Genomic DNA, 23,856 nt, shown 5'->3' on the forward strand with positions numbered 1-23,856 from the left:
CATTCAAGGGCCAGATACAAACGCCCCGGCCGCATCATAAGGCCGAAAACACACGGCACACGCGCTTAGAACGCTGGCACAGCACCCTGCGCGAAAATCGGTTCAGCGGTCCGGACGTGCTGCGCCACAAGCTTTCGTTGGAATTTTCCCGATGGAATGTAGGCCGCCGAAGCCCCCACAAAGCGCGGCGACGCCAATTCAGGGAACACACACAGCAACTCGTCGCGCGCCTCGACAGGCACAGACTTCAACGCCTCGGGGCCGGTATACAGGCTTTCACTTGGCGCCCCTTCGGCCCAAATCACCTCATGGCTGTCAAACAGAATATGGAAATACTCCACCCCTTCAACCGCCTCATCCACAAATATCCCGGGCAAGGCCGTCAGCTTGATGGCGGCAATCAATGCGGTCTTTGTGCCAAACATCCGCTCGGCCACCGCAGACCGGATCAGCATCCGGTGCTGGCGGCTGACCCACAAGTCGCGCTTTGGCAAGCCGTCACCGAGGGCCCCTGCCGTAATGCACACAGGCCGCAGCTTTGGCAAACGGCGCAGCGCAGCCCCCCCCAGCTTGGTCGAGCAAATCCATTTAATCCGCTCAAACCCACCCTTGGCCACGGCAATCGCATCGCCCACCTTCAAGCCTTCAACCGGCACCGCCCCCGCCGCCGTGTCAATCAACGCCCCCCGCGTAAAGCACAAAATCGCTTGGGTATTGCCAAACAACGAAAAAATCTCACCTGGGGTAATATTCGCATCATTTGCCCCCGTGTAATAATCCAGCGGAATCGTTGAATAAAACACATTCCCCGCCCCGACCGGAAAGGTGAAAGCAACAATATGGCTGGGGTTTGATGTCGTCAAAAGCGGGACAGCACCGGGGGGCAACGACGCAAGCGTGACATAGCCGTGATTGGACGAGTTCCCACCATCGAACGTCGCATCGTTAATGACACCATTCGGCCCGTTGGTAAAGGCGGCCGGTGCGCCGGCGGCCACGTTGACATCACTGCCACTTGTGAAATCCCGCACAGCCGTAATACCGCTGCCACCGGGCAAAATGGTCTGCGCATTGGTCACATAGCGGTCAAATATGATCAGATTCATCCCACCATTCACCGCGGCGGTAATATCGCCAAGGTTCGCCATATACTCCGCACCGAAATTGCCGTTGCTGGGGTTCACTACATAAAGCGAATCCAGCGAGGCAAGCTGCGCCGCGTTCGGGATAGTCACGTTCACGGCCGTATCGCCGTTATTCGTGATCTCATCCACCTGGCTCGCAAGCCCCTCGCCGGTGGTCATAGAATAATAGCCAACAACAGCCATGACAGGTGCCCAATTGGAAAAATCTTTCCATAGGATCGCAAAGAAACATGGTCGCAGTTGGCCTAGATTTTGAAAAAATTAAGGCCAATCAATAAATTTGGGGACGATTGTATCGCAGATGGGGCGCTTTATGCCGTCAAACAGGCGGGCATGGTGGGCCATCAACGCCGGAAACGCTTGGGGCAATCGGCGGCGGTTTTGCACCGAACCAATCGCCCTTACGGGACCGTCCGTGTCCGCCTCAAACCACCCCAAACCGTTCGGCCACGCGTGCGGCATGTTCGGCCACAGGCATTTTGCCACGGTTCCATAGCGCCAGCATCGCCGACCATTCAATCGCCAGAAACGCGACCTCATCGCCTTCCACGCTTTCACCAAACAGTTGAATATCGGCGCGGTGGGCGGCGATTTTCGCGGGGTCCACGGGGCGGCCATTGGCGAATATCGCAGGCTCGGCATAAAGATACAGCAGCACGGGCCGCAACTTGCGCCGCTGCGCTTCGGTCCGAAGGCCGTAAGCCGCTTTCACCAATTCCACATCATCCAGCGTGGTAAAACGGCGCGCGCCATTGGCATGGGTGCGGCGAATGCGCGTGTACCCTTCCATCTTCTCGCCCCAAACCTTACGGTCCAGCATATCGGGAAAGCGGTTGGCCTTGGCGGGGCGAAATGGTTCATAGCGTTTCGACTCAACGCCAACCAAATAGCGGTCGGTTTCAATCACCACATCCAGCCACGGGTGCTTGCCGCCTTCCCAAGGGTACTGCAATTCGGCCTCTAGCGTGACCGATTTCGCCAGCCCCAGCCCGCCCGGCAGCATCGGCATCATATCCGGCCGGTTCAAGAACCAACCAAAGGCGTTGGCGACCAAGGCAGATGACGAATCGGGGCTGTCAAACTTGCCTGATTTCAGCTCATTGCCCGGCGCGCGGCCAAGGGCTGCCAAAATCAAATCGGTCGGCAGGTCGGGCAAAAAATCGGGCATGGGTTTGGGGCCTTTTTTACTGCGAACGGGTGTGTACGCAGGTTAAGATTGGGTAAAGAAAAAACAGGTAACCTAGCAAAAACATATGGTTACAAAAATGTTCGCGCGCGGACAGATCATCTACAAAAAAGGGCCGCACCCACAGGCACGGCCCCCAATCTTTGGTCTCGAAAAGCGCGAAATATTACATTTCGTCCAGCGCTTCGATGGCTTTTTGCAGATCTTCCTTGCTGACTTCCTTGTCGGAAACCTTGGCACCCGCAACGATATGATCGACCACTTTATCTTCAAAAATCGGCGCGCGCAGCTGCTGCTGCATTTGCGGATTCTTTTGGACATATTCAAAGAACTGGCGTTCCTGACCTGGATACTGACGGGCCTGCATCATCACAGCCTGGGTCATTTCCTGATCGGTGACAGTCACCTCGGCCTTGCGACCGATTTCAGCCAAAAGCAGTCCCAAACGAACCCGACGTTCCGCCAGCTTTTTATGCTCGTCCGTGGTCTCGACAGCCCCGTGGTTGTGATCGTGAACCTCTGGGTTTTCTTCATGCCACAGCTGATGCGCGATTTGTCCAGCTTCGGCTTCCACCAACGAAGGCGGCAGATCAAACTTTACCAAACCATCCAACTGATCCAGCAAAGACCGCTTCATCACAGCGCGGGCAGCGCCTTGATATTCAGCTTCCAAACGCTCGGAAATCTGGCCCTTCAACGCGGCCAAATCCTCGGCGCCGTATTTCTTGGCCAGCTCGTCATTCACTTCAGCAGGCTTCGGCTCTTTAACAGCCTTCACAGTGCATTCAAATACGGCCGCTTTGCCAGCCAGATTTGCCGCGCCATACTCTGCAGGGAAACTCACTTCGACCTTCACTTCGTCATCGGCTTTGGCACCAACCAACTGCGCTTCAAACCCAGGAATGAAGGAATTAGAGCCCAGAACCAGCGGATAATCCTCGCCCGTGCCGCCTTCAAAATAGTCGCCATCAACCGAGCCTTTAAAGTCGATCACAACCTGATCGCCGTCCTTGGCCTTGGAACCCTTCTTGCGGTCCTCAAAGTTTTGCGCCGATTGGGCCAGATTTGCCAGCGCTTCGTCCACAGCCGAATCCTCGGCCTTCACGACCAAACGCTCCAACGTCACCTTCGACGCGTCAACCTCGGGAATCGCTGGCAGGGCTTCATAGGTCATCTCAACGACGACATCCGTGCCCTCTTTCCAGTTTTCACCATCAACCATTTTCACGTCAGGCTGCATCGCAGGGCGGTCGCCGGACTTGTCGAAATGCTCTTTCATCGCGCCATCAATAGCGTCTTGCATGGCTTCACCCATGATCCGCGGGCCAAATTGCTTGCGCATCATCGCCATAGGCACTTTACCCTTGCGGAAGCCCTTCATTTCGACTTCGGGCTGCGCCTCGACCAGCTTTTCTTGCACTTTCGCGTCAAGTTCTGCCGCGGTCACCGTGATGGTGTAGCCGCGCTTAAGGCCGTCGTTCAGGGTCTCAGTGACCTGCATATGGATCCATCCTTCTTACATATCTGGTGCGGGTAGAGGGACTTGAACCCCCACGCCTTGCGGCGCCAGAACCTAAATCTGGTGCGTCTGCCAATTTCGCCATACCCGCATCTCATCTCCGCATCCTTTGGCCGTGTGCCAAGGGTTGCGATGAAATTCCGCGCCCTTCTAACAAAGCCGCGCGCAGGATGCGAGAGGAAAAGATTGCCTTAAAATGGATAGATTCAAAATCGAAGTTTAACACCTCGTTGACTCATTGCCGCCACCTTTAGAGGCGAGACAGTTGGCAGGGATCAAGGAAAGCAAATCACATGACACAAAACACAGCCACCATCTACCGCACAGATGCAGCCCTTACCAACGGGCTTGTTGCCGGAACCACCGTCATGACGCTGGCTGGTGAAATGCCGGTTGAATACCTGTCTGTTGGTGATCGCATCATCACCCGCTCCGGTGCCCGTGCCATCCGCGCCATCCACAGCACCGTTTTGCCTACCGCGAAACTGGTCTGCATCTCGGCCTCGGCCCTTGGGGTTGAGCAACCAGAGGAAGACATGCGTGTCTCCCCCGATCAAGGCATCCACATCCGCGACTGGCGCGCCAAGGCGCTGAAAGGCGTGGCACAAGCCGTGATCGCGGCCAAGGAATTGGCTGATGGCGAATATATCCGCATGGAAACTGTTGTGGGCGCTTGCCTGTACAGTCTTGAATTTGACGTCGCCGAAGTGATCTATGCCAATGGCGTCGAGGTGACTTGCACCCCCGCCACGGTTGCCGCCTAACCCCCAAACCTTCTGCTTTCCTCAACAATCCCAAAAGGTAAGCCCGCCCCGATACCGGAGGCGGGCTTTTCCTTGGCTGCTATAGCCCCAAAGCGCGAAACACCTTAGGCAGTTCTTCGGGCAAATCCTCGGCAATCAGACAGGGGCCAAACGACCGCGCGCATTCCACATGTAACCAAGCCGCCATTTCTGCCGCCGTCATCGGCGCAAATCCCCGCGCCAGCAGGCCCGTGATAAACCCCGCCAGCACATCGCCCGACCCTGCCGTTGCCAACCACGGTGCCGCGCGGTCATACACGGCGGCATTGATAGAACAGCGCCCCGATGGGCCCGCAATCACCGTATCGGCGCCTTTGAACAGCACCACACAGCCCGCACGCTTTGCCGCCTCACGGGTCGCATCCACCTTTGAATAGGCAGGGCCTTTGGTTGCCGGTTCGTTCAACTTCGCCGCAATATCGGGAAACAGCCGCGCAAATTCGCCCGCGTGGGGCGTAAGGACGCAATCTGGGTGCAACATTGCGAACAGCGCAGCATCCCCCGCCAGCAAAGTCAGCGCATCCGCATCCAGCACCGTAGGTCGGGGTTTACCCCGGCTCCCGTCCAACGCCGCCGCGACCAATTCTCCACGCTCCAACCCCAGCCCCGGCCCAAGGCACAGCGCGTTGATTCGCGTATCCTCCAGCACCCCTGCCAAAGCCGCCGCATCACCGACAGATTTCAACATAATGGCATTCAAATGCCCCGCATTCACCATCACAGCCGAAGGCGGGCACCCCAGCGTCACCACCCCTGCCCCAATCCGCAACGCGCCACGCGCCGCAAGGCGGGCGGCCCCGCTGGTGGTGATACCGCCGGACAGGATAAGGGCGTGGCCGTGGGTGAATTTGTGGGCAGGCGTAAATTTCATGAGGTCTTCTTTGTCTGCGGGATTTGGCGACACCGCGCGCCAGACTGGGTTAACCATTGCATCGGCGTCAGCCGCGGACCCATCATCGATAAGACCAATATCGACAACGGCTATCTTGCCACAAGCATCAATTCCAAGATCGATGTAATGACCAACTTTGGCACGATGAAATGTCACGGTCAGATCGGCCCGGAAAACGAAACCTTCTGACGTTATCCGCCGCCCGCTGTCCGAACAAACTCCCGTCGGGACGTCAACGCAAACCGTTAATGCGTTGTGAAACAGACCATGATTGTGGGTGGACCAGTCGGCAAGCATCTCGGCAGCATCGGACAAAGCGCGGGTCAGTCCGGTGCCGAACAACGCATCGATCACCACGTCACAGGTGTGTTTCTCCAATTCTGCAGCATCCTGCACGACCGAAGTCGTCCCCATCCCCAACCACCGCTCATAATTCACCTTCGCGTCAGGCGGCAGCTTTTCGGCGTCGCCATAGAGGAAGACGTCGACCTCCCAGCCCCATTCCTTCAACAGCCGCGCCACAACAAACCCGTCGCCGCCGTTGTTGCCCGGCCCGCACAGCACCACCGCGCGGTGGGATGTGGCGCGCAGCGCGGGCCATTCCTCAAAAATCGCCTCGACCACGCCACGGCCTGCGCGTTCCATCAATTCCAGCCCTGTCACGGTGCCAGACGCAATCGCAGCCGCCTCAATGGCGCGCATTTGGGCAGCGGTCAGCAGTTCGGTCATTTTTCCCACCTTACGAATTTTTATTCCGCCTGCTTTTCAACCGAAATGCCTAAATTTTAGGCGACACATCAAAATCCCCCCTCAGATCCGACCTGCCGCGCGCCCAGCAATTGTCCCTGCCCGATGAAAATGGTCAACACATCATCAGATGAAAATTGCCCCAGGGGGAGTCGGCCGATGAAAAAGATCGAAGCGATCATCAAGCCATTCAAATTGGATGAAGTGAAAGAGGCCTTGCAAGAGGCCGGCGTCCAAGGGCTTTCCGTCACCGAAGTCAAAGGCTTTGGCCGTCAAAAGGGGCATACCGAACTCTACCGTGGCGCGGAATATGTCGTTGATTTCCTGCCCAAAGTGAAAATCGAAGTCGTGCTGCCAGATGATATGGTCGATGCCGCAATCGAGGCCATCGTCACCGCCGCGCGCACAGATAAAATCGGCGATGGCAAGATCTTTGTCAGCCCCGTCGAACAAGCCATTCGTATCCGCACCGGCGAAACCGGTGATGACGCGATCTAAACCAACGGTCGGGATGCTACCCCTGCCAAACCACGCTTAAGCAGAAGGAATGACCCTATGAAAACGGTCGCAGACGTTCTGAAACTGATTAAAGATGAAGAGGTCGCCTATGTCGACGTCCGCTTCACCGATCCAAAAGGCAAATTGCAGCACGTGACGCTGGATGTGGACCTTGTGGACGAAGATTTCTTTGACGAAGGCTTTATGTTTGATGGCTCGTCCATCGCTGGCTGGAAATCGATTGACCAGTCCGACATGAAGCTGATCCTCGACCCGTCTTCGGTCTACCTCGACCCCTTCTATGCCGAAAAAACCCTGTGCGTGCATTGCAATGTGGTCGAACCCGACACAGGCGAGGCCTACAGCCGCGACCCCCGTGGCACCGCTGCCAAGGCCGAGGCTTATTTGAAGTCGACAGGCATTGGCGACACGTCCTATTTCGGGCCAGAAGCTGAATTCTTCCTGTTTGATGACGTGCGCTATTCCGTGACGCCACAAAAAGTGTCGTTCCAGATTGATGCCGAAGCGGCGTCTTGGAACACCGATGCCGAATTCGAAGGCGGCAACATGGGCCACCGCGCGCCCCACAAGGGCGGCTATTTCCCCGTGAACCCGATTGACGAAGCGCAAGATATTCGCGGCGAAATGCTGTCGACGATGAAGCGTATGGGTATCAAGGTTGACAAGCACCACCACGAAGTTGCGACCTGCCAGCACGAACTTGGCATGATCTTTGGCGGTCTGGTTGAACAGGCCGACAACATCCAGAAATACAAATACGTGATCCACAACGTCGCCCACGCTTACGGCAAGACCGTAACCTTCATGCCAAAGCCGATGAAGGGCGATAACGGCTCGGGGATGCACGTGAACATGTCGATCTGGAAAGACGGCAAGCCTTTGTTTGCAGGCGACAAATATGCCGATCTCTCCCAAGAGGCGCTATATTTCATCGGTGGCATCCTGAAGCACGCGAAATCGTTGAACGCGCTGACCAACCCATCGACCAACAGCTACAAGCGGTTGATCCCCGGGTTTGAAGCGCCTGTTCTGCGCGCGTTTTCGGCCCGCAACCGCTCGGGCTGCGTTCGTATTCCGTGGACAGAATCGCCAAAGGCCAAGCGTGTCGAGGCGCGTTTCCCCGATCCGGCAGCGAACCCCTACCTCGCATTCTCGGCCCTGTTGATGGCTGGCCTTGATGGCATCAAGAACAAGATCGATCCGGGCCCGGCATCTGACAAAGACCTCTATGATCTGCCGCCAGAAGAATTGGCAGCAATCCCAACGGTTTGCGGCAGCTTGCGTGAAGCGCTGGAAAGCCTTGAGGCGGATCATGAGTATCTGCTGGCCGGTGATGTGTTCACCAAGGATCAGCTGGACGGCTACATGGCGCTGAAATGGGAAGAGGTTTATGCCTATGAGCATACGCCACACCCGATTGAATACGCGATGTATTATTCCTGCTGATCAACAGCACGATCGACATCAAAGGTCGCCCCTCGGGGCGGCCTTTTTCATTTCGCGCGCCCGCCCCTTGCAATCCCCTGCGCCCTTCCCCAATTATGCTGCACGGGGAGCAGGCCCCCGCCTCTCGCAGGCAGTGATGCCAAGGTGAAGCCTGTGTAGTGACGGTTTTGACAGATCAGCTTTTGGTCATGCAAGGCAGGCGTAACGCGGGAAACGAATGACACCGGCATGGCCCTTTGAAAGGCACGATCATGCAAGACATTACCGTTTTGAAAACCCAAGCCAAACGGCTGCGCAAAGCCTTGGCCGACACGGGCACCGAGGTCAGCCACAGCCGCGCGTTGGAATTGGTGGCGCAGTCCGTGGGCGCGCGCGACTGGAACACAGTCGCCGCAACAACGCGCCCCGACACCCCTGCTTGGCACATCGGGCAAATCGTTTCGGGCCGCTATCTGGGCCATGCCTTTACCGGCCGCATCCACGAGGTTTCGGCCCGTGCGGCGGGTTGGCACCGTTTGACCATCGACTTTGACACGCCCGTCGATGTGGTGGCGTCCGAACATTTCACCTCATTGCGGCGGCGCGTTTCGGGCACGGTTGGAACCGATGGCAAGACGGTTGAAAAAACCTCGAACGGGCAGCCGCATTTGCAGTTGGATTAAATCGTTAGGGCGCGCTGATGTGCGCCCTAACCCCTTGATGTCCCGTGTGCGCTATCCTTGACAAGACAGCACTTGGACGTGACGTCAGATGGATATTTAAGCCAAAGAGAATGGGGGCTTAGGGTTTGTGCGCCGCTTGCAAGCTATGCCGCTGATCGGGGGTAAGGTTGGTTAGCGCCATCACATAGGTATGGATTGTGAACAACACAGCCCCCGTTTCGGGCAGGCGCAGCAGGCATTGGCGTTCGGCCCTAAGGTAGTGCGGGGTGGCATCCACGCGGGGGGCGTTTTCGGTTCGGGGGTGAAACAGGTCGGGGCGGGCATATAGATTGTGGTTCATCCGCCAGATCGGGCGGCCCGGCTGCACTGCATCCAGCAAACGCTGCACGCGGCGCGCGATGTTATCGTCATATTCGGGGACAGGCGTATGGATGCGGGTCATCGGGTGGCCCAATTTTTCCGCCAGCGTCCAACTGGCCGGAAAGCACAGGACCGCGCCGCCAAGAATATGTTCGCCCTGCCCGTTCGGCACCATCAGGCACAGGTCTTCTTGGACCAAGCGGCCCAAGGTTTGCAGCGGGTGGTCACGGTCCAGCGATACCTCGGCCCCATCCGGCCTAAGGGCCGATTTTGCGCGAATCTGATAGCCCGCATCCTGTGCCAGCTTGGCCAGCACCATGTCATAGGTCTCGGCCGCCGCCGCTTTGGCCTGTGGCAACATCCCATAGACAGGGGCGTTTGCGGCAATCAGCCGGTCACGTTCGGCCATTTGCAGGGCAAACACCTCATCGCGCAGCACCCAATCATCATCCTCTACTGGTAACACCCCCGGAAGGCGGGCAAGGCGCGGGTCAAGCCATGGCAAGGCTGGCAGGGTTGTGTGCAAAATCGGCATCATCCGTCAGGCATAGCGCAGCCGAACGCCCCTGCAAAGCCCCCCGAAATCCGACATTTCCACGTCGTAATCTGGCGCGCATATCCGGTGATTGGGCTGCAGGCTGGACCAAAGCCAAGAGGTGCCCCGATGAATATACCCTATTCCGCACGTCGCAAGATTGACCCCACCCGCGGCGACCGCCTTGCCGATGGCAGCCCCAATGATAACGACCGCGTGGAAATCGGGCCAACCCAGCTGGCCTATACCGAATGGCAAGCGGCGGGCCTTATCTTGCCCGACCTGCATGCCATGCGCGCCTTTCGGCATAAACGGCTGGTCAAAGGCGTGGTGGATCGCGGCTATGGCGGCATCTTGATGTTTGACCCGTTGAACATCCGCTACGCCACCGACAGCACCAATATGCAGCTGTGGAACACCCATAACGCCTTTCGCGCCTGCCTTGTCTGTGCCGATGGCTATATGGTGGTGTGGGATTACAAGCAGGCGATGTTTCTAAGCAAATTCAACCCTTTGGTGCGCGAACAACGCACGGGCGCCGACTTGTTTTACTTTGACCGCGGCGACAAACTGGACCCTGCTGCCGACAAGTTCGCAAACGAGGTCCGCGATGTGATTGCCGAACACGGCGGCGGCAATATGCGGCTGGGCGTGGACAAGGTCATGCTGCACGGGCTTCGCGCGCTGGAGGCGACCGGTTTCACCGTGATCCCCGGTGAGGAGCTGACCGAAAAAGCCCGCAGCATCAAAGGCCCCGATGAAATTTTGGCCATGCGCTGCGCGTCGCATGCCTGCGAGGCCGCCTGCGCCGAGATGGAACGCGCGGCCCGCGCTGGCGTGCCGCAGGGCAATATGTCCGAAGATGATATCTGGGCCGTGCTGCACGCCGAAAACATCCGGCGCGGCGGTGAATGGATTGAAACGCGCCTGCTGTCATCGGGTCCGCGCACCAATCCGTGGTTTCAGGAGTGCGGCCAGCGCATCGTGCAAAACAATGAAATCGTTGCCTTTGATACCGATCTGATCGGCGCTTACGGCATTTGCATCGACATTTCGCGCACATGGTGGGTCGGCGACCGCGCCCCCCGCCCCGATATGATTGACGCCATGAAGATCGGCGTGGACCATATCGCGCAGAATATGGCGATGCTGAAACCAGGCGTGACCATCCCCGAACTGGTCGCGGGCTGCCATGTTTTGCCCGCCAATATGCAAGCGCTGAAATACGGCTGCATGATGCATGGGGTGGGTCTGTGCGATGAATGGCCGCTGGTCGCCTATCCCGACAACGCGGTGGATGGCGCGTTCGATTACGCGCTGGAACCCGGCATGTGCCTGTGTGTCGAGGCGCTGATATCCCCCGAAGGCGGCGATTTTTCCATCAAGCTGGAGGATCAGGTGCTGATCACCGAAACGGGGTATGAAAACCTGACCAAGTACCCGTTTGATGCGGCCTTGATGGGCAGCTGACACAAGCGTGTGAGGGTGGGTTACAACCGACCCGCCCTTGCGGCACACTCCCCTGAACACATAGGGGGCATTGCAATGACCAGCGAAGCATTTTCTTTCACCGGCAAAGACGGGCAAACCTTGGTCGGGCGGCTGGAACGCCCTGCGGGGCCTGCACGCGGGGCGGCGCTGTTCGCCCATTGCTTTACTTGCGGCAAGGATATTTTTGCCGCCCGCCGCATCAGCCGCCGTCTGGCCGCGATGGGCATCGCCGTTTTGCGATTTGATTTCACAGGGTTGGGCCATTCAGATGGCGAATTTGCCAACTCCGGCTTTTCCGGCAATGTCGAAGACTTGGTGGCGGCAGCCGCTGCAATGGCTGCCAAAGGCTTGCCCCCCGCTTTGCTGATCGGTCATTCGCTGGGCGGGGCCGCCATTATCGCCGCAGCGGGGCAAATCGCATCGGCCAAAGCCGTGGCCACCATCGGCGCGCCCGCCGATCCGGCCCATGTCACCCGCCATTTTGCCCATGCCAAGGATGAGATTGAAGCCAAGGGAGAGGCCGAAGTCACCCTTGCAGGCCGCAATTTTACCATCAGCCGCGCCTTCCTGCGCGATCTACGCGATGCGACCTTAACCGAACACCTGCGCCACCTGCACCGCGCGCTGCTGATCCTGCACGCCCCGACAGATGCAATCGTCGGCATCGACAACGCCGCCGCCTTGTTCACCGCCGCGCGCCATCCCAAAAGCTTTGTCACTTTGGACGGTGCCGACCATCTGCTGACCCGCGCCGCCGATGCCGATTATGCCGCCAATACCATCGCCACATGGGCCGCACGGTATTTGGACATGCCCGCCGCCGCCGCCGAAGAAGATGATGACATTCCCGAAGGCATTACGCGGGTGGTTGAGGCTGACCCCAACGGCTTTTTGCAAGACGTGCATTTGGGCCTGCATCACCTCAAGGCCGATGAACCCGTCAGTTTTGGCGGCACCGATCTGGGCCCTTCGCCGTACCAATACCTTGCCGCCGGTCTGGGGGCCTGCACATCCATGACCATCCGCATGTATGCTCGCCGCAAGGCTTGGGATCTGCGCGGCGTGGCTGTTGATGTATCACATGAAAAACGCCATGCAAGTGATTGTGAGGATTGTGAAAAAGGTGAAAAGATTGATACCTTCACCCGCTCCATCACCCTGACGGGCGACCTAACTGCCGACCAACGCACCAAGCTGATCGCGATTGCCGATAAATGCCCCGTTCATCGCACATTGGACGCACAGGCGCAGATTGTCACCCGAGAGGTATCGCAGGCGGGTTGACGGCATCGCCTTGCCCTCGGGGCAATCCCGCTTTATGGGAATGCGCATCCCTGCTGCCCCTAACGAGAAGGCCCTGCCCCATGATCCCGCGTTATTCCCGCCCCGATATGGTTGCCATCTGGTCGCCGGAAACCAAGTTCAAGATTTGGTACGAGATTGAGGCCCACGCTTGCGATGCGATGGCCGATCTTGGCGTGATCCCGCGTGAAAACGCCGATGCGGTGTGGCGCGCCCGCGATGTGCAGTTTGACGTGGCCCGCATTGATGAGATCGAGGCAGAAACCAAGCATGACGTCATCGCCTTTCTCACCCATCTGGCCGAACATGTGGGATCGGACGAGGCGCGCTTTGTCCATCAAGGCATGACCTCCTCCGATGTGCTGGATACATGCCTCAACGTGCAGATGGTCCGCGCATCCGACATTCTGATCGCCGATCTGGTGGCCTTGCTCGCCGCCCTCAAACGCCGCGCGATGGAACATAAAAACACCGTCCGCGTAGGTCGCAGCCACGGCATCCACGCCGAACCCACCACCATGGGCCTGACCTTCGCGCGCTTTTACGCCGAAATGGACCGCAACCTTGCCCGCCTGCGCGCCGCACGGGCCGAGATTTCCACAGGTGCCATTTCCGGCGCTGTCGGCACTTTCGCCAATATCGACCCGCGGGTCGAGGAACATGTCTGCGCCAAACTGGGCCTGACGCCTGAACCAATTTCCACCCAAGTCATCCCGCGCGACCGCCACGCAATGTTTTTCGCGACCCTTGGCGTCATCGCCTCATCGATCGAAAACGTGGCGATTGAAATCCGCCATATGCAGCGCACCGAAGTGTTGGAAGGCGCGGAATTTTTCGCGCTGGGGCAAAAGGGTTCCAGCGCCATGCCGCATAAGAAAAACCCCGTGTTAACCGAAAACCTGACCGGCCTTGCCCGCCTTGTCCGCATGTCGGTGATCCCCGCGATGGAAAACGTGGCGCTGTGGCACGAACGCGATATTTCGCATTCTTCCGTTGAACGCGCGATTGGCCCCGACAGCACCATCACGCTGGATTTCGCTCTGCACCGTTTAACAGGTGTGGTGGATAAGATGCTGATTTTCCCGCAAAATATGCTCGACAATATGAACAAATTCCCGGGGCTTGTGATGTCGCAGCGTGTGTTGCTGGCGCTGACCCAAGCGGGTGTCTCGCGAGAGGCCGCCTATTCGATGGTGCAACGCAACGCCCTGCGCGTTTGGGAAGAACGCCGTGATTTCCGCGAAGAACTGCTTGCCGATGCCGAAGTTGTGGCCGCGCTGGGGGTTGATGGCATCAATGAGAAATTCGACATGGCCTATCACACGAAACATGTCGACACGATTTTCAAACGGGTTTTCGGCGCATAACCACCGATAACCGTGCAAAACTTTGGGGCAAGCTGGTTTTCCGGCTTGCCCTTTTCCATTTCGTGCTAAGTTTAGTAAAAATAAGGAGTGGATTGATGCTGAAACTCACCGCAGTTCTTTTCGCAACCGCCTTGCCTTTTGCGGCCTATGCTGCGGGTAGTGATGACACAGCCCCGCCTACGCCGACCGAGACCACCACCGAATGCAAAAAGGGGGAAGTGTTCGATACCAAGGCGAAAAAGTGCAAGAACCCGCAGGATGCAAGCCTTGACGATGACACCCGTTTTGGCGCGGTGCGCGAATTGGCCTATGCGGGCCGCTATACCGACGCTCTTGCAGCCCTTGACGCAATGCAAGAAGGCGACAGCGACCGCGTGCTGACCTACCGCGGCTTTATCACCCGCAAGGCGGGCGATATGGCGGGCGGCATGGCCTTTTACGCCCGCGCGCTTGCGGTGAACCCAGACAACATTCTGGCACGGTCCTACATGGGCCAGGCTTTGGTCGAACAAGGCGATATCGCCGCCGCCGCGCGCCAGCTTGATGAAATACGTAACCGCAATGGTACGGGAACATGGGCCGAGGCCGCGCTGTCCCACGCCGTCGGTACGGGACAAACGCTAAGCTATTGAAACCACGACAGAAAGGACGCGTTATGAAGACCAAGATTGCTGCCATACTCTGTGCCCTTACGCTTTTGCCAAGCATCGCCGCTGCGGCCTGCCAAGGCGACGACCATGCCCAAACCACCATGAGCTGCACTGACGGCAAGGTGTTTGACGCCGCCAGCAAAACCTGCCTGCCGGTTTCAGGCTGATTTTTTGCGAAAAATTGGCGAAAGACAGGGGCTTGGGCCTTTTGGCGTAAGCCCGTGTTAACCTGATGCTGCGAACCTAACCCCAAGATGTCAGCCATTGGGGGCTAAATGGAAAACGGATCGACCGAACTCGCGCAACTCTCGACAGGGGTTGCGTTTGGTGCCAATCGCGAACGGCGCAGCGAAAGGCGCAGTCTAACGAACCGCGAAAAGGCCGCCGTGATTGTGCGGCTGATGTTGGCCAAAGGGTCGCCGATCACCCTGTCGTCCCTGCCCGAACATATCCAAGCCTCGCTTGCCGAACAGATGAGCAAGATGCGTCTGATCGACAGGCGCACCTTGGACCGTGTCGTGACCGAATTTGTAACCGAGCTTGAGGAGGTCGGTCTGTCCTTTCCTGGCGGCATCGAAGCGGCACTTTCAATCATGGACGGCCATATTTCCACCACTGCGGCCAGTCGTTTGCGCCGTTTGGCAGGGGCGTCGTCCAAAGCCGACCCGTGGGACCGGATCGCTGCCTTGCCGATCGAGCGGCTTTTGCCGGTGCTGGAAGACGAAAGCGTCGAGGTGGCGGCGGTCATGCTGTCCAAGCTTGCTGTGCCCAAGGCTGCGGAACTGCTGGGGAAACTGGCGGGGGAACGGGCGCGCCGCGTCGCCTTTGCCGTGTCGCTGACAGGAAATGTTGACCCTGAAACCGTGCGCCGGATCGGCCTGTCTTTGGTGACAGAACTTGAAAACCTGCCCGCCCGCGCCTTTGACACAGGCCCCGTTGAACGGGTTTGTGCCATTTTGAACCAAGCCCCCCAAACCATCCGCGATGAGGTGTTGGCGGGGCTGGATCAAGATGACAAGGCCTTTGCCAATTTGGTCCGAAAGGCGATCTTTACCTTCGTACATATCCCCGCACGGATAAACCCGCGCGATGTGCCAAAAATCACCCGAATCGTGGAACAACCTATCTTGGTCACAGCCCTTGCTGCGGCGACGGGGACCCAGGAACTGACAGATGCTGCCGATTTCTTTCTGGCCAACATGTCGCAACGCATGGCGCAATCCTTACGAGAGGAAATTGCCGAGCGTGGCAAGGTAAAGGAAAAAGACGGTGAGGCGGCGCAATCGGCGGTCATTTCCGCGATACGGGTGCTGGAAACCTCGGGTGAGTTGGCACTTGTCCAAGAGGAGGAGGAGTAGGCGCGCGCCTTGATCACATTGAGAGATTGGGCAAGCGCTCTGCCTACGTTTCGACACAATGGTGCAAGCGATTTTGCGTTCAACCAAAATGCCGTTTGTTGAACGCAACCCTCACCCGAACCAAATGCTATCGGGTCTTGGTGCATTCAGTCCAATTCGCCGGCATGCAACCCATTTCAATCCCCAGTCTTTTCCCTATAGAGAGGTGCCAGCACCTTCCAGTACCGGACCTTATCCCCATGACCATGAAACAGACCAAAGTGCCACGCCTCGGCAACAATGGGGCGGGCATTTTGTTCATGCTTCTGGCGATATTCTGCTTCACCTTGATGGATGCCAATGTCAAAGGCGTGGTCGATCGCTACCCCGCGCCGATGTTGGTGTGGATCCGGTTCTTGGGCCAATTGATCCTTGTCCTTATCCTCCTGCGCCATCGGTTCTTTGCCCATTTGCGCAGCCAATACATCACGGTTCATTTTGCCCGCGCCGTGACGCAAATCGGGGCGACAGCCCTGTTTTTTACCAGCCTCGCCTATATCGGCTTGGCCGAGGCGACGGCGCTGATTGATGTAAACCCCGTTCTGATCACCCTTGGCGCCGCCATTTTTCTGGGTGAAAGGCTGGGTCCGCGCCGCCTGTTCGGCGTCTTTGCGGCCCTGTGCGGCGCATTGATCATCCTGCGCCCCGGCACTGGCCTGTTTTCGCTCGCAGCCCTTTTGCCGCTGGCAGGGGCCGTCTGCTATGCCGCCAACGCGCTGATCACCCGCTGGATCGGCCCCAAGGAAAGTGCGTGGACCTCGATGGCGTTCACCTCGGTGATCTGCACGGGCCTTGCCAGCCTATCGCTGCCCTTTGTCTGGGTCCCCATCGCCAGCGACGATCTGCCAACCTTTGCGCTGATCGGTGTGTTGGGCACCGTGGCCCAGCTTTGCATCATCCGCGCCTTTACCTTGGCCGAGGCAGCATCGGTCGCGCCCTTTGCCTATGTCGGGATTATTTTTGCCGCAGGCTGGGGGATTTTGTTCTTTGACATATACCCCGACCGCTGGACAGTGATCGGCGCGCTTGTGATCGTGGCGGCAGGGCTTTATGTCTGGCACCGCGAAACCCGCGCCTTGCGCGATAACCCCACGGGCTGATGGCACAGAAATCCACATCACAAGGCAAAACCGAACGGCTGCGCAACATCGCGTTGCAGGGCCTGATCGGGCTGTTGCTGGCCCTGCCTTACACATGGCGCGTGCCTTTGTGCGGCTGGGTCATGGCCTATGTGATCGCGCCCATAGCGGGTTATGACAAACGGGTCCGTGAAAACCTTGCCCGCATCCTCCCCGATCTGCCCCCTGATGAGGTAAAGCGCATGACCCGCGCCGTGCCGCGCAATGTGGGCCGCACTCTGATTGAAATTTATTCAGGCGCCGAATTCGTTGCCCGCGCCACGGCTGAACCGCTCAAGGGCGCAGGCCTTGCCGATCTCGATGCCGCCCATGCCGCGGGGCGGCCTGTCATCCTAGTGACCGGCCATTTCGGCAATTATGACGCCAGCCGCGCCGCCTTGATCGCACGCGGCTTTCGGGTTGGCGCGCTGTACCGCCCAATGGCCGACCCCGATTTCAACGCCCATTACGTCAAAGCCATTTCGCGCATCGGCACGCCCGTGTTTCCACGCGGCCGCGCAGGTCTTGGTGATATGGTGCGTTTTTTGCGCTCGGGCGGGATGCTGGGTCTTTTGATGGATCAGCACATGCACCACGGCTCGGCACTGTCATTCTTTGGCCACACCGCGATGACCGCCCTATCCGCGGCCCAGCTGGCCTTGAAATATGATGCCTTGGTTGTGCCCACCTATGCGGTGCGCCGCGCCAACGGGTTGGATTTCGATATCATCATCGAACCGCCAATTCCGCACGGCCCCCCCGAGGCGATGACCCAAGCCTTGAACGATTCCCTCGAACGCCTTGTGCGCGAGAATTTGGACCAATGGTTCTGGGTTCACCGCCGCTGGAAATAGGAGCCTAAAGCGTTTCGACGTCACCTTGATCCAACAGACATCACATACCGCGTTGAAACCGTTGATTTCAGGCAGCGCTATGTGATGCATGTCAAATCGACACGCCTTAGCGCAAACGCGCCGCCGCCAAAATTTCCGCAGGCCCGTCCGATTGCAAAATCACCGCCAAAGGCGATGACCCTGTGACAGGCGTATCCACGACCAAAGCCGATGTGCCATCCCATTTGCCGATCACCTGCCACGATTTGACGACATTGTGGTACGTGATGGTCTTGCCCGCATTTTCGCCCCGTTCAATGACGACTTCCTCGGCAGGGCTGAACCGCACAAGCTGCACATGAATCGGTTTGCCCGCGCCGGCGATGGGCTGGGCACGGATCGACAGGATATCCCCATTGCGAACCAGCGAAATCTCGGTCAACGGGCCTTGCGCCAGTGCCGCCGAAATTGCCGCCGAAATTGCCGCAGTCACCGCCTCGGTTTTGTTCCCGACCAGTCGCGTTTGGCCCTGAACAACCATCTGCGGCGTATAGACCATCTTGTCACGGGCATGATGGGCATAGCTCTTTTGACGCTTGGTGAAAGTCGGGCTGGCGAATTTGTCTTTCCACCCCAGATAATCCCAATAATCCACATGCAATGACAGCGCCAATAAACGCGGATCATGTGCCAGCGCACCCAATAACGCGTCCGCAGGCGGACAAGAGGAGCAGCCTTGCGAGGTAAACAGTTCCACCACAACCGCGTCATTGCTTTGCGCAAAAGAAGGGGCGGCAAAAACTGCCCATGCCGCGCAAGCGGCTGTAATCGCCTTGTTCATCGTAGTATTCCCGTTCCCATCGTTTATAGCGTTTCAACCTCAACTTTACCCCGCACACATCCTATCACGCGTTGAAATTTTGGTTTCAGGCAGCGTCATGTGCGTAAGGTTAGGCAGAACCGCTTTAGGCTTGTCTATCCCCATCCGCCACTTTGGGCCAATCAAGGTTTTGCGAGCCAGCGTTACAAACCAATGCCAAGCCCGTGCGCCCATTGAAAGCTAAAATGACGCAGAAATTGGGGCTGGATTTTCGGCATACAATTGCATACAAAGCGGCGACTCCCTTGCTTTAAGGCCGCAAAACAGGCATGACGCAAGGGAAGATCACGACATTCACGCCCCAGCCAGGAGGTTAGAGATGACCGTCACCGTCGGACATGACAGCACCAAAACCCGCCGCAGCCTTACCGCCGGCGGTTCCACAGTTTCCTACTACTCGATTCCCGCCGCACAAGAGGCTGGACTTGGCGATTTCAAACGCCTTCCCGCCGCGCTGAAGGTGGTTTTGGAAAACATGCTTCGCTTTGAAGATGGTAAAACCGTCTCGGTGGATGACATCCGCGCCTTTGGCGAATGGGCAACCAATGGCGGCCAAAACCCGCGCGAAATCGCCTATCGCCCCGCCCGCGTGTTGATGCAGGATTTCACCGGCGTGCCCGCCGTGGTCGACCTTGCCGCCATGCGTGACGGCATCATCGGCCTTGGCGGAAATGCCCAGCAAATCAATCCCTTGGCCCCTGTTGACCTTGTCATCGACCATTCGGTCATGATTGACGAATTTGGCAACCCGCGCGCCTTCCAGATGAACGTGGACCGCGAGTATGAGCGGAATATGGAGCGGTATACCTTCCTGAAATGGGGTCAAAACGCCTTTAACAACTTCCGTGTTGTGCCTCCGGGCACGGGCATTTGCCATCAGGTCAACCTTGAATACCTGTCGCAAACCGTCTGGACCGACAAAGACCAGCACGGCAACGAAATCGCCTACCCAGACACTCTCGTCGGCACCGACAGCCACACCACAATGGTCAACGGCTTGGCTGTCCTCGGTTGGGGCGTCGGCGGGATTGAGGCAGAGGCAGCGATGCTCGGCCAGCCCGTCTCGATGCTGATCCCCGAAGTCGTCGGCTTCAAACTGACCGGCAGCATGATCGAGGGCACAACCGCCACCGACCTCGTGCTGAAAGTCGTTCAAATGCTGCGCAAACACGGCGTGGTCAGCAAGTTTGTCGAATTCTACGGTGACGGCCTTGACCGTTTGCCACTGGCCGACCGCGCGACCATCGCCAACATGGCACCCGAATACGGCGCAACCTGCGGCTTTTTCCCGATCGACACCGAAACCCTGCGCTACCTGCGCAATTCGGGCCGCGACGAAGACCGTATTGCGCTGGTCGAGGCGTATGCAAAGGCCAACGGCATGTGGCGCGATGCCGATTACAACCCAATCTATACCTCGACGCTGGAACTCGACATGGGCACCATCGTGCCTGCTATTTCTGGCCCAAAGCGTCCGCAAGATTACGTGGCACTCGACAGCGCATCATCGGTCTTTGCCGATTACATCCGCGGCGTCCGCAAACTTCCCGATGCGCCAAAGGCCGAGAAAGTCGAAATGCGTGCCGAAGGCGGTGCCCCTGCCCCGGCCCATGTTCCCGGCAACACCGATGGCTTCTCTACGGCCGCAGTTGCCGGCGAGGATTATACACTGCGCGATGGCTCTATCGTCATTGCCTCGATCACATCCTGCACCAACACCTCCAACCCTTACGTCATGATCGGCGCGGGTCTGGTGGCGCGCAAAGCACGTGCCTTGGGCCTGACCCGCAAACCTTGGGTCAAAACCTCGCTCGCGCCCGGCTCTCAGGTCGTGTCCGAATACCTTGAGGCTGCGAACCTGCAAGAAGACCTTGATGCCATCGGCTTCAACCTCGTCGGTTACGGCTGCACCACCTGCATCGGCAATTCTGGCCCGCTGCAACCCGAAATCTCGGCTGCGATCAACGAAGGCGACCTTGTTGCTACGGCCGTTCTGTCGGGCAACCGCAACTTTGAAGGCCGGATTTCGCCAGACGTGCGCGCCAACTACCTCGCCTCCCCGCCGCTCGTGGTGGCCTATGCGCTGGCAGGCGATATGAACATTGATCTGACGACTGAACCTTTGGGCACAGGCTCCAACGGTCAGCCGGTCTATTTGAAAGACATCTGGCCAACCAACAAGGAAATCGCGGATCTGGTCGAAAGCACCGTCACCCGCGCCGCCTTCCTGAAAAAATATGCCGATGTGTTCAAAGGCGATGAAAAGTGGCAAGCGGTCAAAACGCCGGATTCCGAAACTTATGATTGGCCATCCAGCTCGACCTATATCCAGAACCCGCCCTATTTCCGCGGCATGTCCAAAAATCCGGGCGTGATTTCCGATATCAAAGGCGCGCGCGTTCTGGCTCTGCTTGGCGATATGATCACCACCGACCACATCTCGCCCGCAGGCTCGTTCAAAGATACCTCGCCCGCGGGCAAGTATCTTGTCGACCGTCAGGTCGCCCCGCGCGAATTCAACTCTTATGGTGCGCGGCGTGGCAACCATGAGGTGATGATGCGCGGCACCTTCGCCAATATCCGCATCAAGAACGAAATGCTGGACGGCGTTGAAGGCGGCTATACCAAAGGCCCAGACGGCGTGCAGACCTCGATCTTTGATGCGGCCATGGCCTATCAGGATGCCGGCACACCGCTGGTCATCTTTGGCGGCATCGAATACGGCGCAGGCTCCAGCCGCGACTGGGCGGCCAAAGGCACGGCGCTGCTCGGGGTCAAGGCCGTGATCGCCGAATCCTTTGAACGGATCCACCGTTCCAACCTCGTTGGCATGGGCGTTATCCCGTTCGAATTCACCGGCGGCGCGACCCGTAAATCGCTTGCCCTGACAGGGGATGAGGTGATCAGCATCGAAGGTTTGGCAGGCGATCTTAAACCGCTTTCCGAAGTGCCATGCCATATCACCTATGCCGATGGCAAAACCAAAACCATCCAGATCAAGTGCCGGATCGATACGGCGATTGAAAAGGAATATGTCGAACATGGCGGCGTGCTGCATTACGTGCTGCGCGACTTGGCCAAGGCCCAGTAACCGACAGTTTTCTACATAAAACCAACGCACAAGCGCTCCACTCGGGGCGCTTGTTGCTTTTCAAAAAGACGCATAGCCATTAGCGTCTCGTTAAATCCGACTGTGCAAACTAAGGAAAGCACACAGCACAAACGGGTTCATAAATGCACGTCCCAACTCTTAGGCCTCAATCTGAAATTGACCGGCATTTGCAACGCAGCAAACCACGCCTCCCCATAGCGCCGCCTTTGCCTTGGGTTCCGGCCTTATTTGGCCTTACCATGGTCCTTGCGATGCAAACGCTGCTTTAAGGGACACGCGCGCCGTGGCATCCGCAGCCCCGGCTTTCTTTTCGACAAAAATGTCATCGGGGGGGCGGGTTTGCCCCCGCAAACCTACCAAGGGGGGCAGACAGCCCCCCTGATTTTTCACAGAAAAATCGCAGACTTTACCGCTTTTTCACAGAAAAATCGCAGGCTCTACTGCAAAGCCTCGGCAATCGCGGGGCGTATCTGCCGCTCCAACTCTTGCGCGGTGATCGGCCCTGCAAAGCGCAGCACAATCTGCCCATCACCATCAATCACATAGGTTTCCGGCACGCCGTACACACCCCAATCCAGCGCCATCCGGCCCTGATCCTGCCCAATCGCGGTATAGGGGTTGCCCAGCTCGCCCAAAAACCCCAACGCATCCTCGGCGCGGTCCTTATAGTTCACACCATAAATTGTGATCCCTTCCGCGGCCAATTGCTCCAGAAACGGGTGTTCCACCCTGCACGGCGCGCACCAGCTGGCAAAGAAATTCACCAACTTTACCCCGGGCACGCGCAATTCGGCATCACCAAAAACCGCGCCGTCGCCCAATGGCGTCACTTGTACCGCAGGCGCAGGCTTGCCCGACAGCGCCGACGGCAAAGTGTCGGGATCTTCGCGGTTCATGCCCATAATGAACAAGGCCGCCAGCCCCGCAAATGCCAAAGGCGGCAAGAACATCAACACCTTAGCCATGCTTGCCAGCCCCCGTCGTCGTCGACGCGCCCGTCCCCGTCGCCGCCCGTGCCTCAACCTCGGCCAAGGCGCGCTTTACCTTCGCCGCGCGCCACAGGCTCCACCCCACAATCACAACGATCAACGCGATGGATGCCGCATAAGACCCCAGCACCGCACCCGCATATTTCCCAAGTTCCGGCATCATCCCATCCGCTCCCGTGCCAAAAGCGCACCCATCCGCCGCGCCCGAATTTCCGTACGCGTACGCAGCAGCACCAGCGCCAAAAACAGCAGCACAAACCCCGCAATGCACACCAACAGCGGAAACCAGAACACATCCGCCACGTTTTCTTCTTTATCCAGCGACAAGGACGCACCTTGGTGCAGCCCTTGGTTCCAGAAATTCACCGCATAGCGCGACAGCAGCGCAAAAACCGACCCGACGATGCACAAAACCCCCGTCAAATCGGCGGCTGTGTCGGGGTCATCCACCGCTTGCCACAGCGCGATATAGCCCAGATAAAACAGCGCCAAAATCAAAAAGCTGGTCAAACGCGGGTCCCAGGCCCACCAGGTCCCCCACATCGGCTGGCCCCAAAGCGCCCCCGTGGCCAGCGCAATCAGCGTAAACACCAACCCCACAGGGGCCGCCGCCTTGGCCGCCAGCGCCGACACATGGTGCCGCCGGATCAGCCAGACCAAAGACGTGACCAGCATCATCACCCAAGCATTGATCGCCATCATCGCGGCGGGCACATGCAGGTAAATAATCTTGACCGTCGATCCTTGCTTGTAATCATCCGGCGTGCCGAAAAACCCCCAAGCCAGCCCACCAACAAGACACAACACTGACGCACCCGCCACCCAAGGCATTACCTTGCGCGACAGTTGCATGAATTTCTGCGGATTTGCGTATTCCCAAAATGACATGGCGATTAGCTAGAC

22 protein-coding genes and 1 tRNA gene are annotated in these 23,856 nt (G+C 58.2%); 13 read left to right on the forward strand and 10 right to left on the reverse strand.

All coding sequences use genetic code 11. The features are described 5' to 3' along the window. Positions 1-65 precede the first annotated feature (65 nt). The 4 genes from G560_RS20700 to G560_RS0113015 form a co-directional block, all read right to left on the reverse strand. Positions 66-1,328 (reverse strand): Hint domain-containing protein, encoded by a 1,263-nt coding sequence (locus G560_RS20700; RefSeq protein WP_022704741.1) that lies wholly within the window; start codon positions 1,326-1,328, stop codon positions 66-68. Positions 1,329-1,569: 241 nt separating this feature from the next. Continuing rightward, a complete protein-coding gene (locus tag G560_RS0113000) occupies positions 1,570-2,313 on the reverse strand; it encodes a hypothetical protein (protein ID WP_022704743.1) in 744 nt (247 codons plus the stop codon). A 184-nt stretch (positions 2,314-2,497) separates the two neighbouring features. Continuing rightward, positions 2,498-3,832: a trigger factor gene (gene tig / locus G560_RS0113010; RefSeq protein ID WP_022704745.1), complete on the reverse strand. Its 1,335-nt coding sequence runs from the start codon at positions 3,830-3,832 to the stop codon at positions 2,498-2,500. A 24-nt stretch (positions 3,833-3,856) separates the two neighbouring features. After that, a tRNA-Leu gene (locus G560_RS0113015) sits at positions 3,857-3,941 on the reverse strand. 202 nt (positions 3,942-4,143) lie between these two features. On the opposite strand from G560_RS0113015, the gene G560_RS0113020 reads away from it, so the two are divergent. Continuing rightward, positions 4,144-4,614 carry a Hint domain-containing protein gene (locus tag G560_RS0113020; protein WP_022704746.1) on the forward strand — a complete coding sequence of 157 codons (471 nt, stop codon included), beginning with the start codon at positions 4,144-4,146 and terminating at the stop codon, positions 4,612-4,614. 79 nt (positions 4,615-4,693) lie between these two features. On the opposite strand, the gene G560_RS0113025 is transcribed toward G560_RS0113020, so the two are convergent. Then, on the reverse strand, positions 4,694-6,274 hold the full coding sequence (locus tag G560_RS0113025; RefSeq protein ID WP_022704747.1) for a bifunctional ADP-dependent NAD(P)H-hydrate dehydratase/NAD(P)H-hydrate epimerase: 1,581 nt from the start codon (positions 6,272-6,274) through the stop codon (positions 4,694-4,696). Between the two features lie 177 nt (positions 6,275-6,451). Here G560_RS0113025 and G560_RS0113035 point away from each other — a divergent pair, with 177 nt between their 5' ends. The 3 genes from G560_RS0113035 (at position 6,452) to G560_RS0113045 (ending at position 8,919) form a co-directional block, all read left to right on the forward strand. Continuing rightward, positions 6,452-6,790, forward strand: coding sequence for a P-II family nitrogen regulator (locus G560_RS0113035; protein WP_022704749.1), 339 nt, complete (start codon positions 6,452-6,454; stop codon positions 6,788-6,790). 57 nt (positions 6,791-6,847) lie between these two features. Then, positions 6,848-8,257: a type I glutamate--ammonia ligase gene (glnA, locus tag G560_RS0113040; RefSeq protein WP_022704750.1), complete on the forward strand. Its 1,410-nt coding sequence runs from the start codon at positions 6,848-6,850 to the stop codon at positions 8,255-8,257. 251 nt (positions 8,258-8,508) lie between these two features. Further along, positions 8,509-8,919 (forward strand): glyoxalase superfamily protein, encoded by a 411-nt coding sequence (locus G560_RS0113045; RefSeq protein WP_022704751.1) that lies wholly within the window; start codon positions 8,509-8,511, stop codon positions 8,917-8,919. 118 nt (positions 8,920-9,037) lie between these two features. On the opposite strand, the gene G560_RS19295 is transcribed toward G560_RS0113045, so the two are convergent. Beyond that, complete coding sequence (locus G560_RS19295) at positions 9,038-9,817, reverse strand: heme-dependent oxidative N-demethylase subunit alpha family protein (RefSeq protein WP_022704752.1); 780 nt, start codon at positions 9,815-9,817, stop codon at positions 9,038-9,040. A gap of 126 nt (positions 9,818-9,943) precedes the next feature. On the opposite strand from G560_RS19295, the gene dddP reads away from it, so the two are divergent. From dddP to G560_RS0113090, 8 genes are all read left to right on the forward strand, one after another. Then, positions 9,944-11,284, forward strand: coding sequence for a dimethylsulfonioproprionate lyase DddP (gene dddP / locus G560_RS0113055; protein ID WP_022704753.1), 1,341 nt, complete (start codon positions 9,944-9,946; stop codon positions 11,282-11,284). Between the two features lie 75 nt (positions 11,285-11,359). After that, on the forward strand, positions 11,360-12,589 hold the full coding sequence (locus G560_RS0113060; RefSeq protein ID WP_022704754.1) for a bifunctional alpha/beta hydrolase/OsmC family protein: 1,230 nt from the start codon (positions 11,360-11,362) through the stop codon (positions 12,587-12,589). A gap of 80 nt (positions 12,590-12,669) precedes the next feature. After that, positions 12,670-13,974 (forward strand): adenylosuccinate lyase, encoded by a 1,305-nt coding sequence (gene purB, locus G560_RS0113065; RefSeq protein WP_022704755.1) that lies wholly within the window; start codon positions 12,670-12,672, stop codon positions 13,972-13,974. Positions 13,975-14,069: 95 nt separating this feature from the next. Next, a complete protein-coding gene (locus G560_RS0113070; RefSeq protein ID WP_022704756.1) occupies positions 14,070-14,606 on the forward strand; it encodes a tetratricopeptide repeat protein in 537 nt (178 codons plus the stop codon). Between the two features lie 23 nt (positions 14,607-14,629). Beyond that, positions 14,630-14,791: a hypothetical protein gene (locus G560_RS21045; RefSeq protein WP_022704757.1), complete on the forward strand. Its 162-nt coding sequence runs from the start codon at positions 14,630-14,632 to the stop codon at positions 14,789-14,791. A 108-nt stretch (positions 14,792-14,899) separates the two neighbouring features. After that, a complete protein-coding gene (locus G560_RS0113080; RefSeq protein WP_022704758.1) occupies positions 14,900-15,982 on the forward strand; it encodes a flagellar motor switch protein FliG in 1,083 nt (360 codons plus the stop codon). 239 nt (positions 15,983-16,221) lie between these two features. After that, entirely contained in the window at positions 16,222-17,121 is a 900-nt protein-coding gene (locus tag G560_RS0113085) for a DMT family transporter (RefSeq protein WP_022704759.1), read from the forward strand. Continuing rightward, the gene (locus tag G560_RS0113090) at positions 17,121-17,993 is read left to right on the forward strand and encodes a lysophospholipid acyltransferase family protein (RefSeq protein WP_022704760.1); all 873 of its coding nucleotides are present in this window, start codon (positions 17,121-17,123) and stop codon (positions 17,991-17,993) included. The genes G560_RS0113085 and G560_RS0113090 overlap by 1 nt, the downstream gene beginning before the upstream one ends. 106 nt (positions 17,994-18,099) lie before the next feature. On the opposite strand, the gene G560_RS0113095 is transcribed toward G560_RS0113090, so the two are convergent. Beyond that, entirely contained in the window at positions 18,100-18,813 is a 714-nt protein-coding gene (locus G560_RS0113095; protein ID WP_022704761.1) for a DUF1223 domain-containing protein, read from the reverse strand. 358 nt (positions 18,814-19,171) lie between these two features. Between G560_RS0113095 and acnA the strand changes: the two genes are divergently transcribed. Beyond that, positions 19,172-21,943 carry an aconitate hydratase AcnA gene (gene acnA / locus G560_RS0113105; protein ID WP_022704763.1) on the forward strand — a complete coding sequence of 924 codons (2,772 nt, stop codon included), beginning with the start codon at positions 19,172-19,174 and terminating at the stop codon, positions 21,941-21,943. A gap of 458 nt (positions 21,944-22,401) precedes the next feature. Here acnA and G560_RS0113115 read toward each other — a convergent pair whose 3' ends face one another. From G560_RS0113115 to G560_RS0113125, 3 genes are read right to left on the reverse strand one after another with little or no spacing between them, the layout of a single operon-like run. Further along, positions 22,402-22,929, reverse strand: coding sequence for a DsbE family thiol:disulfide interchange protein (locus G560_RS0113115; RefSeq protein ID WP_022704765.1), 528 nt, complete (start codon positions 22,927-22,929; stop codon positions 22,402-22,404). Next, positions 22,922-23,116 (reverse strand): heme exporter protein CcmD, encoded by a 195-nt coding sequence (ccmD, locus tag G560_RS19300; protein WP_022704766.1) that lies wholly within the window; start codon positions 23,114-23,116, stop codon positions 22,922-22,924. Before ccmD ends, G560_RS0113115 begins: the two co-directional genes overlap by 8 nt. Beyond that, positions 23,113-23,841: a heme ABC transporter permease gene (locus G560_RS0113125; protein ID WP_022704767.1), complete on the reverse strand. Its 729-nt coding sequence runs from the start codon at positions 23,839-23,841 to the stop codon at positions 23,113-23,115. Before G560_RS0113125 ends, ccmD begins: the two co-directional genes overlap by 4 nt. Positions 23,842-23,856: the final 15 nt, after the last annotated feature.

Source organism: Pseudorhodobacter ferrugineus DSM 5888 (genome assembly GCF_000420745.1).
GTDB lineage: Bacteria > Pseudomonadota > Alphaproteobacteria > Rhodobacterales > Rhodobacteraceae > Pseudorhodobacter > Pseudorhodobacter ferrugineus.

Bases quoted from the DNA above. Each gene is read 5' to 3' on its own strand.
- G560_RS21045 (WP_022704757.1), top strand. From the start codon at position 14,630: ATGAAGACCAAGATTGCTGCCATACTCTGTGCCCTTACGCTTTTGCCA.
- purB (WP_022704755.1), top strand. From the start codon at position 12,670: ATGATCCCGCGTTATTCCCGCCCCGATATGGTTGCCATCTGGTCGCCG.
- G560_RS0113115 (WP_022704765.1), bottom strand. From the start codon at position 22,929: ATGGCTAAGGTGTTGATGTTCTTGCCGCCTTTGGCATTTGCGGGGCTG.
- G560_RS0113080 (WP_022704758.1), top strand. From the start codon at position 14,900: ATGGAAAACGGATCGACCGAACTCGCGCAACTCTCGACAGGGGTTGCG.
- G560_RS0113000 (WP_022704743.1), bottom strand. From the start codon at position 2,313: ATGCCCGATTTTTTGCCCGACCTGCCGACCGATTTGATTTTGGCAGCC.
- G560_RS0113020 (WP_022704746.1), top strand. From the start codon at position 4,144: ATGACACAAAACACAGCCACCATCTACCGCACAGATGCAGCCCTTACC.
- G560_RS0113045 (WP_022704751.1), top strand. From the start codon at position 8,509: ATGCAAGACATTACCGTTTTGAAAACCCAAGCCAAACGGCTGCGCAAA.
- G560_RS0113060 (WP_022704754.1), top strand. From the start codon at position 11,360: ATGACCAGCGAAGCATTTTCTTTCACCGGCAAAGACGGGCAAACCTTG.
- dddP (WP_022704753.1), top strand. From the start codon at position 9,944: ATGAATATACCCTATTCCGCACGTCGCAAGATTGACCCCACCCGCGGC.
- ccmD (WP_022704766.1), bottom strand. From the start codon at position 23,116: ATGATGCCGGAACTTGGGAAATATGCGGGTGCGGTGCTGGGGTCTTAT.
- G560_RS0113125 (WP_022704767.1), bottom strand. From the start codon at position 23,841: ATGTCATTTTGGGAATACGCAAATCCGCAGAAATTCATGCAACTGTCG.
- G560_RS0113025 (WP_022704747.1), bottom strand. From the start codon at position 6,274: ATGACCGAACTGCTGACCGCTGCCCAAATGCGCGCCATTGAGGCGGCT.
- G560_RS0113035 (WP_022704749.1), top strand. From the start codon at position 6,452: ATGAAAAAGATCGAAGCGATCATCAAGCCATTCAAATTGGATGAAGTG.
- G560_RS0113070 (WP_022704756.1), top strand. From the start codon at position 14,070: ATGCTGAAACTCACCGCAGTTCTTTTCGCAACCGCCTTGCCTTTTGCG.
- G560_RS20700 (WP_022704741.1), bottom strand. From the start codon at position 1,328: ATGGCTGTTGTTGGCTATTATTCTATGACCACCGGCGAGGGGCTTGCG.
- acnA (WP_022704763.1), top strand. From the start codon at position 19,172: ATGACCGTCACCGTCGGACATGACAGCACCAAAACCCGCCGCAGCCTT.
- G560_RS0113095 (WP_022704761.1), bottom strand. From the start codon at position 18,813: ATGAACAAGGCGATTACAGCCGCTTGCGCGGCATGGGCAGTTTTTGCC.
- glnA (WP_022704750.1), top strand. From the start codon at position 6,848: ATGAAAACGGTCGCAGACGTTCTGAAACTGATTAAAGATGAAGAGGTC.
- G560_RS0113090 (WP_022704760.1), top strand. From the start codon at position 17,121: ATGGCACAGAAATCCACATCACAAGGCAAAACCGAACGGCTGCGCAAC.
- tig (WP_022704745.1), bottom strand. From the start codon at position 3,832: ATGCAGGTCACTGAGACCCTGAACGACGGCCTTAAGCGCGGCTACACC.
- G560_RS0113085 (WP_022704759.1), top strand. From the start codon at position 16,222: ATGACCATGAAACAGACCAAAGTGCCACGCCTCGGCAACAATGGGGCG.
- G560_RS19295 (WP_022704752.1), bottom strand. From the start codon at position 9,817: ATGATGCCGATTTTGCACACAACCCTGCCAGCCTTGCCATGGCTTGAC.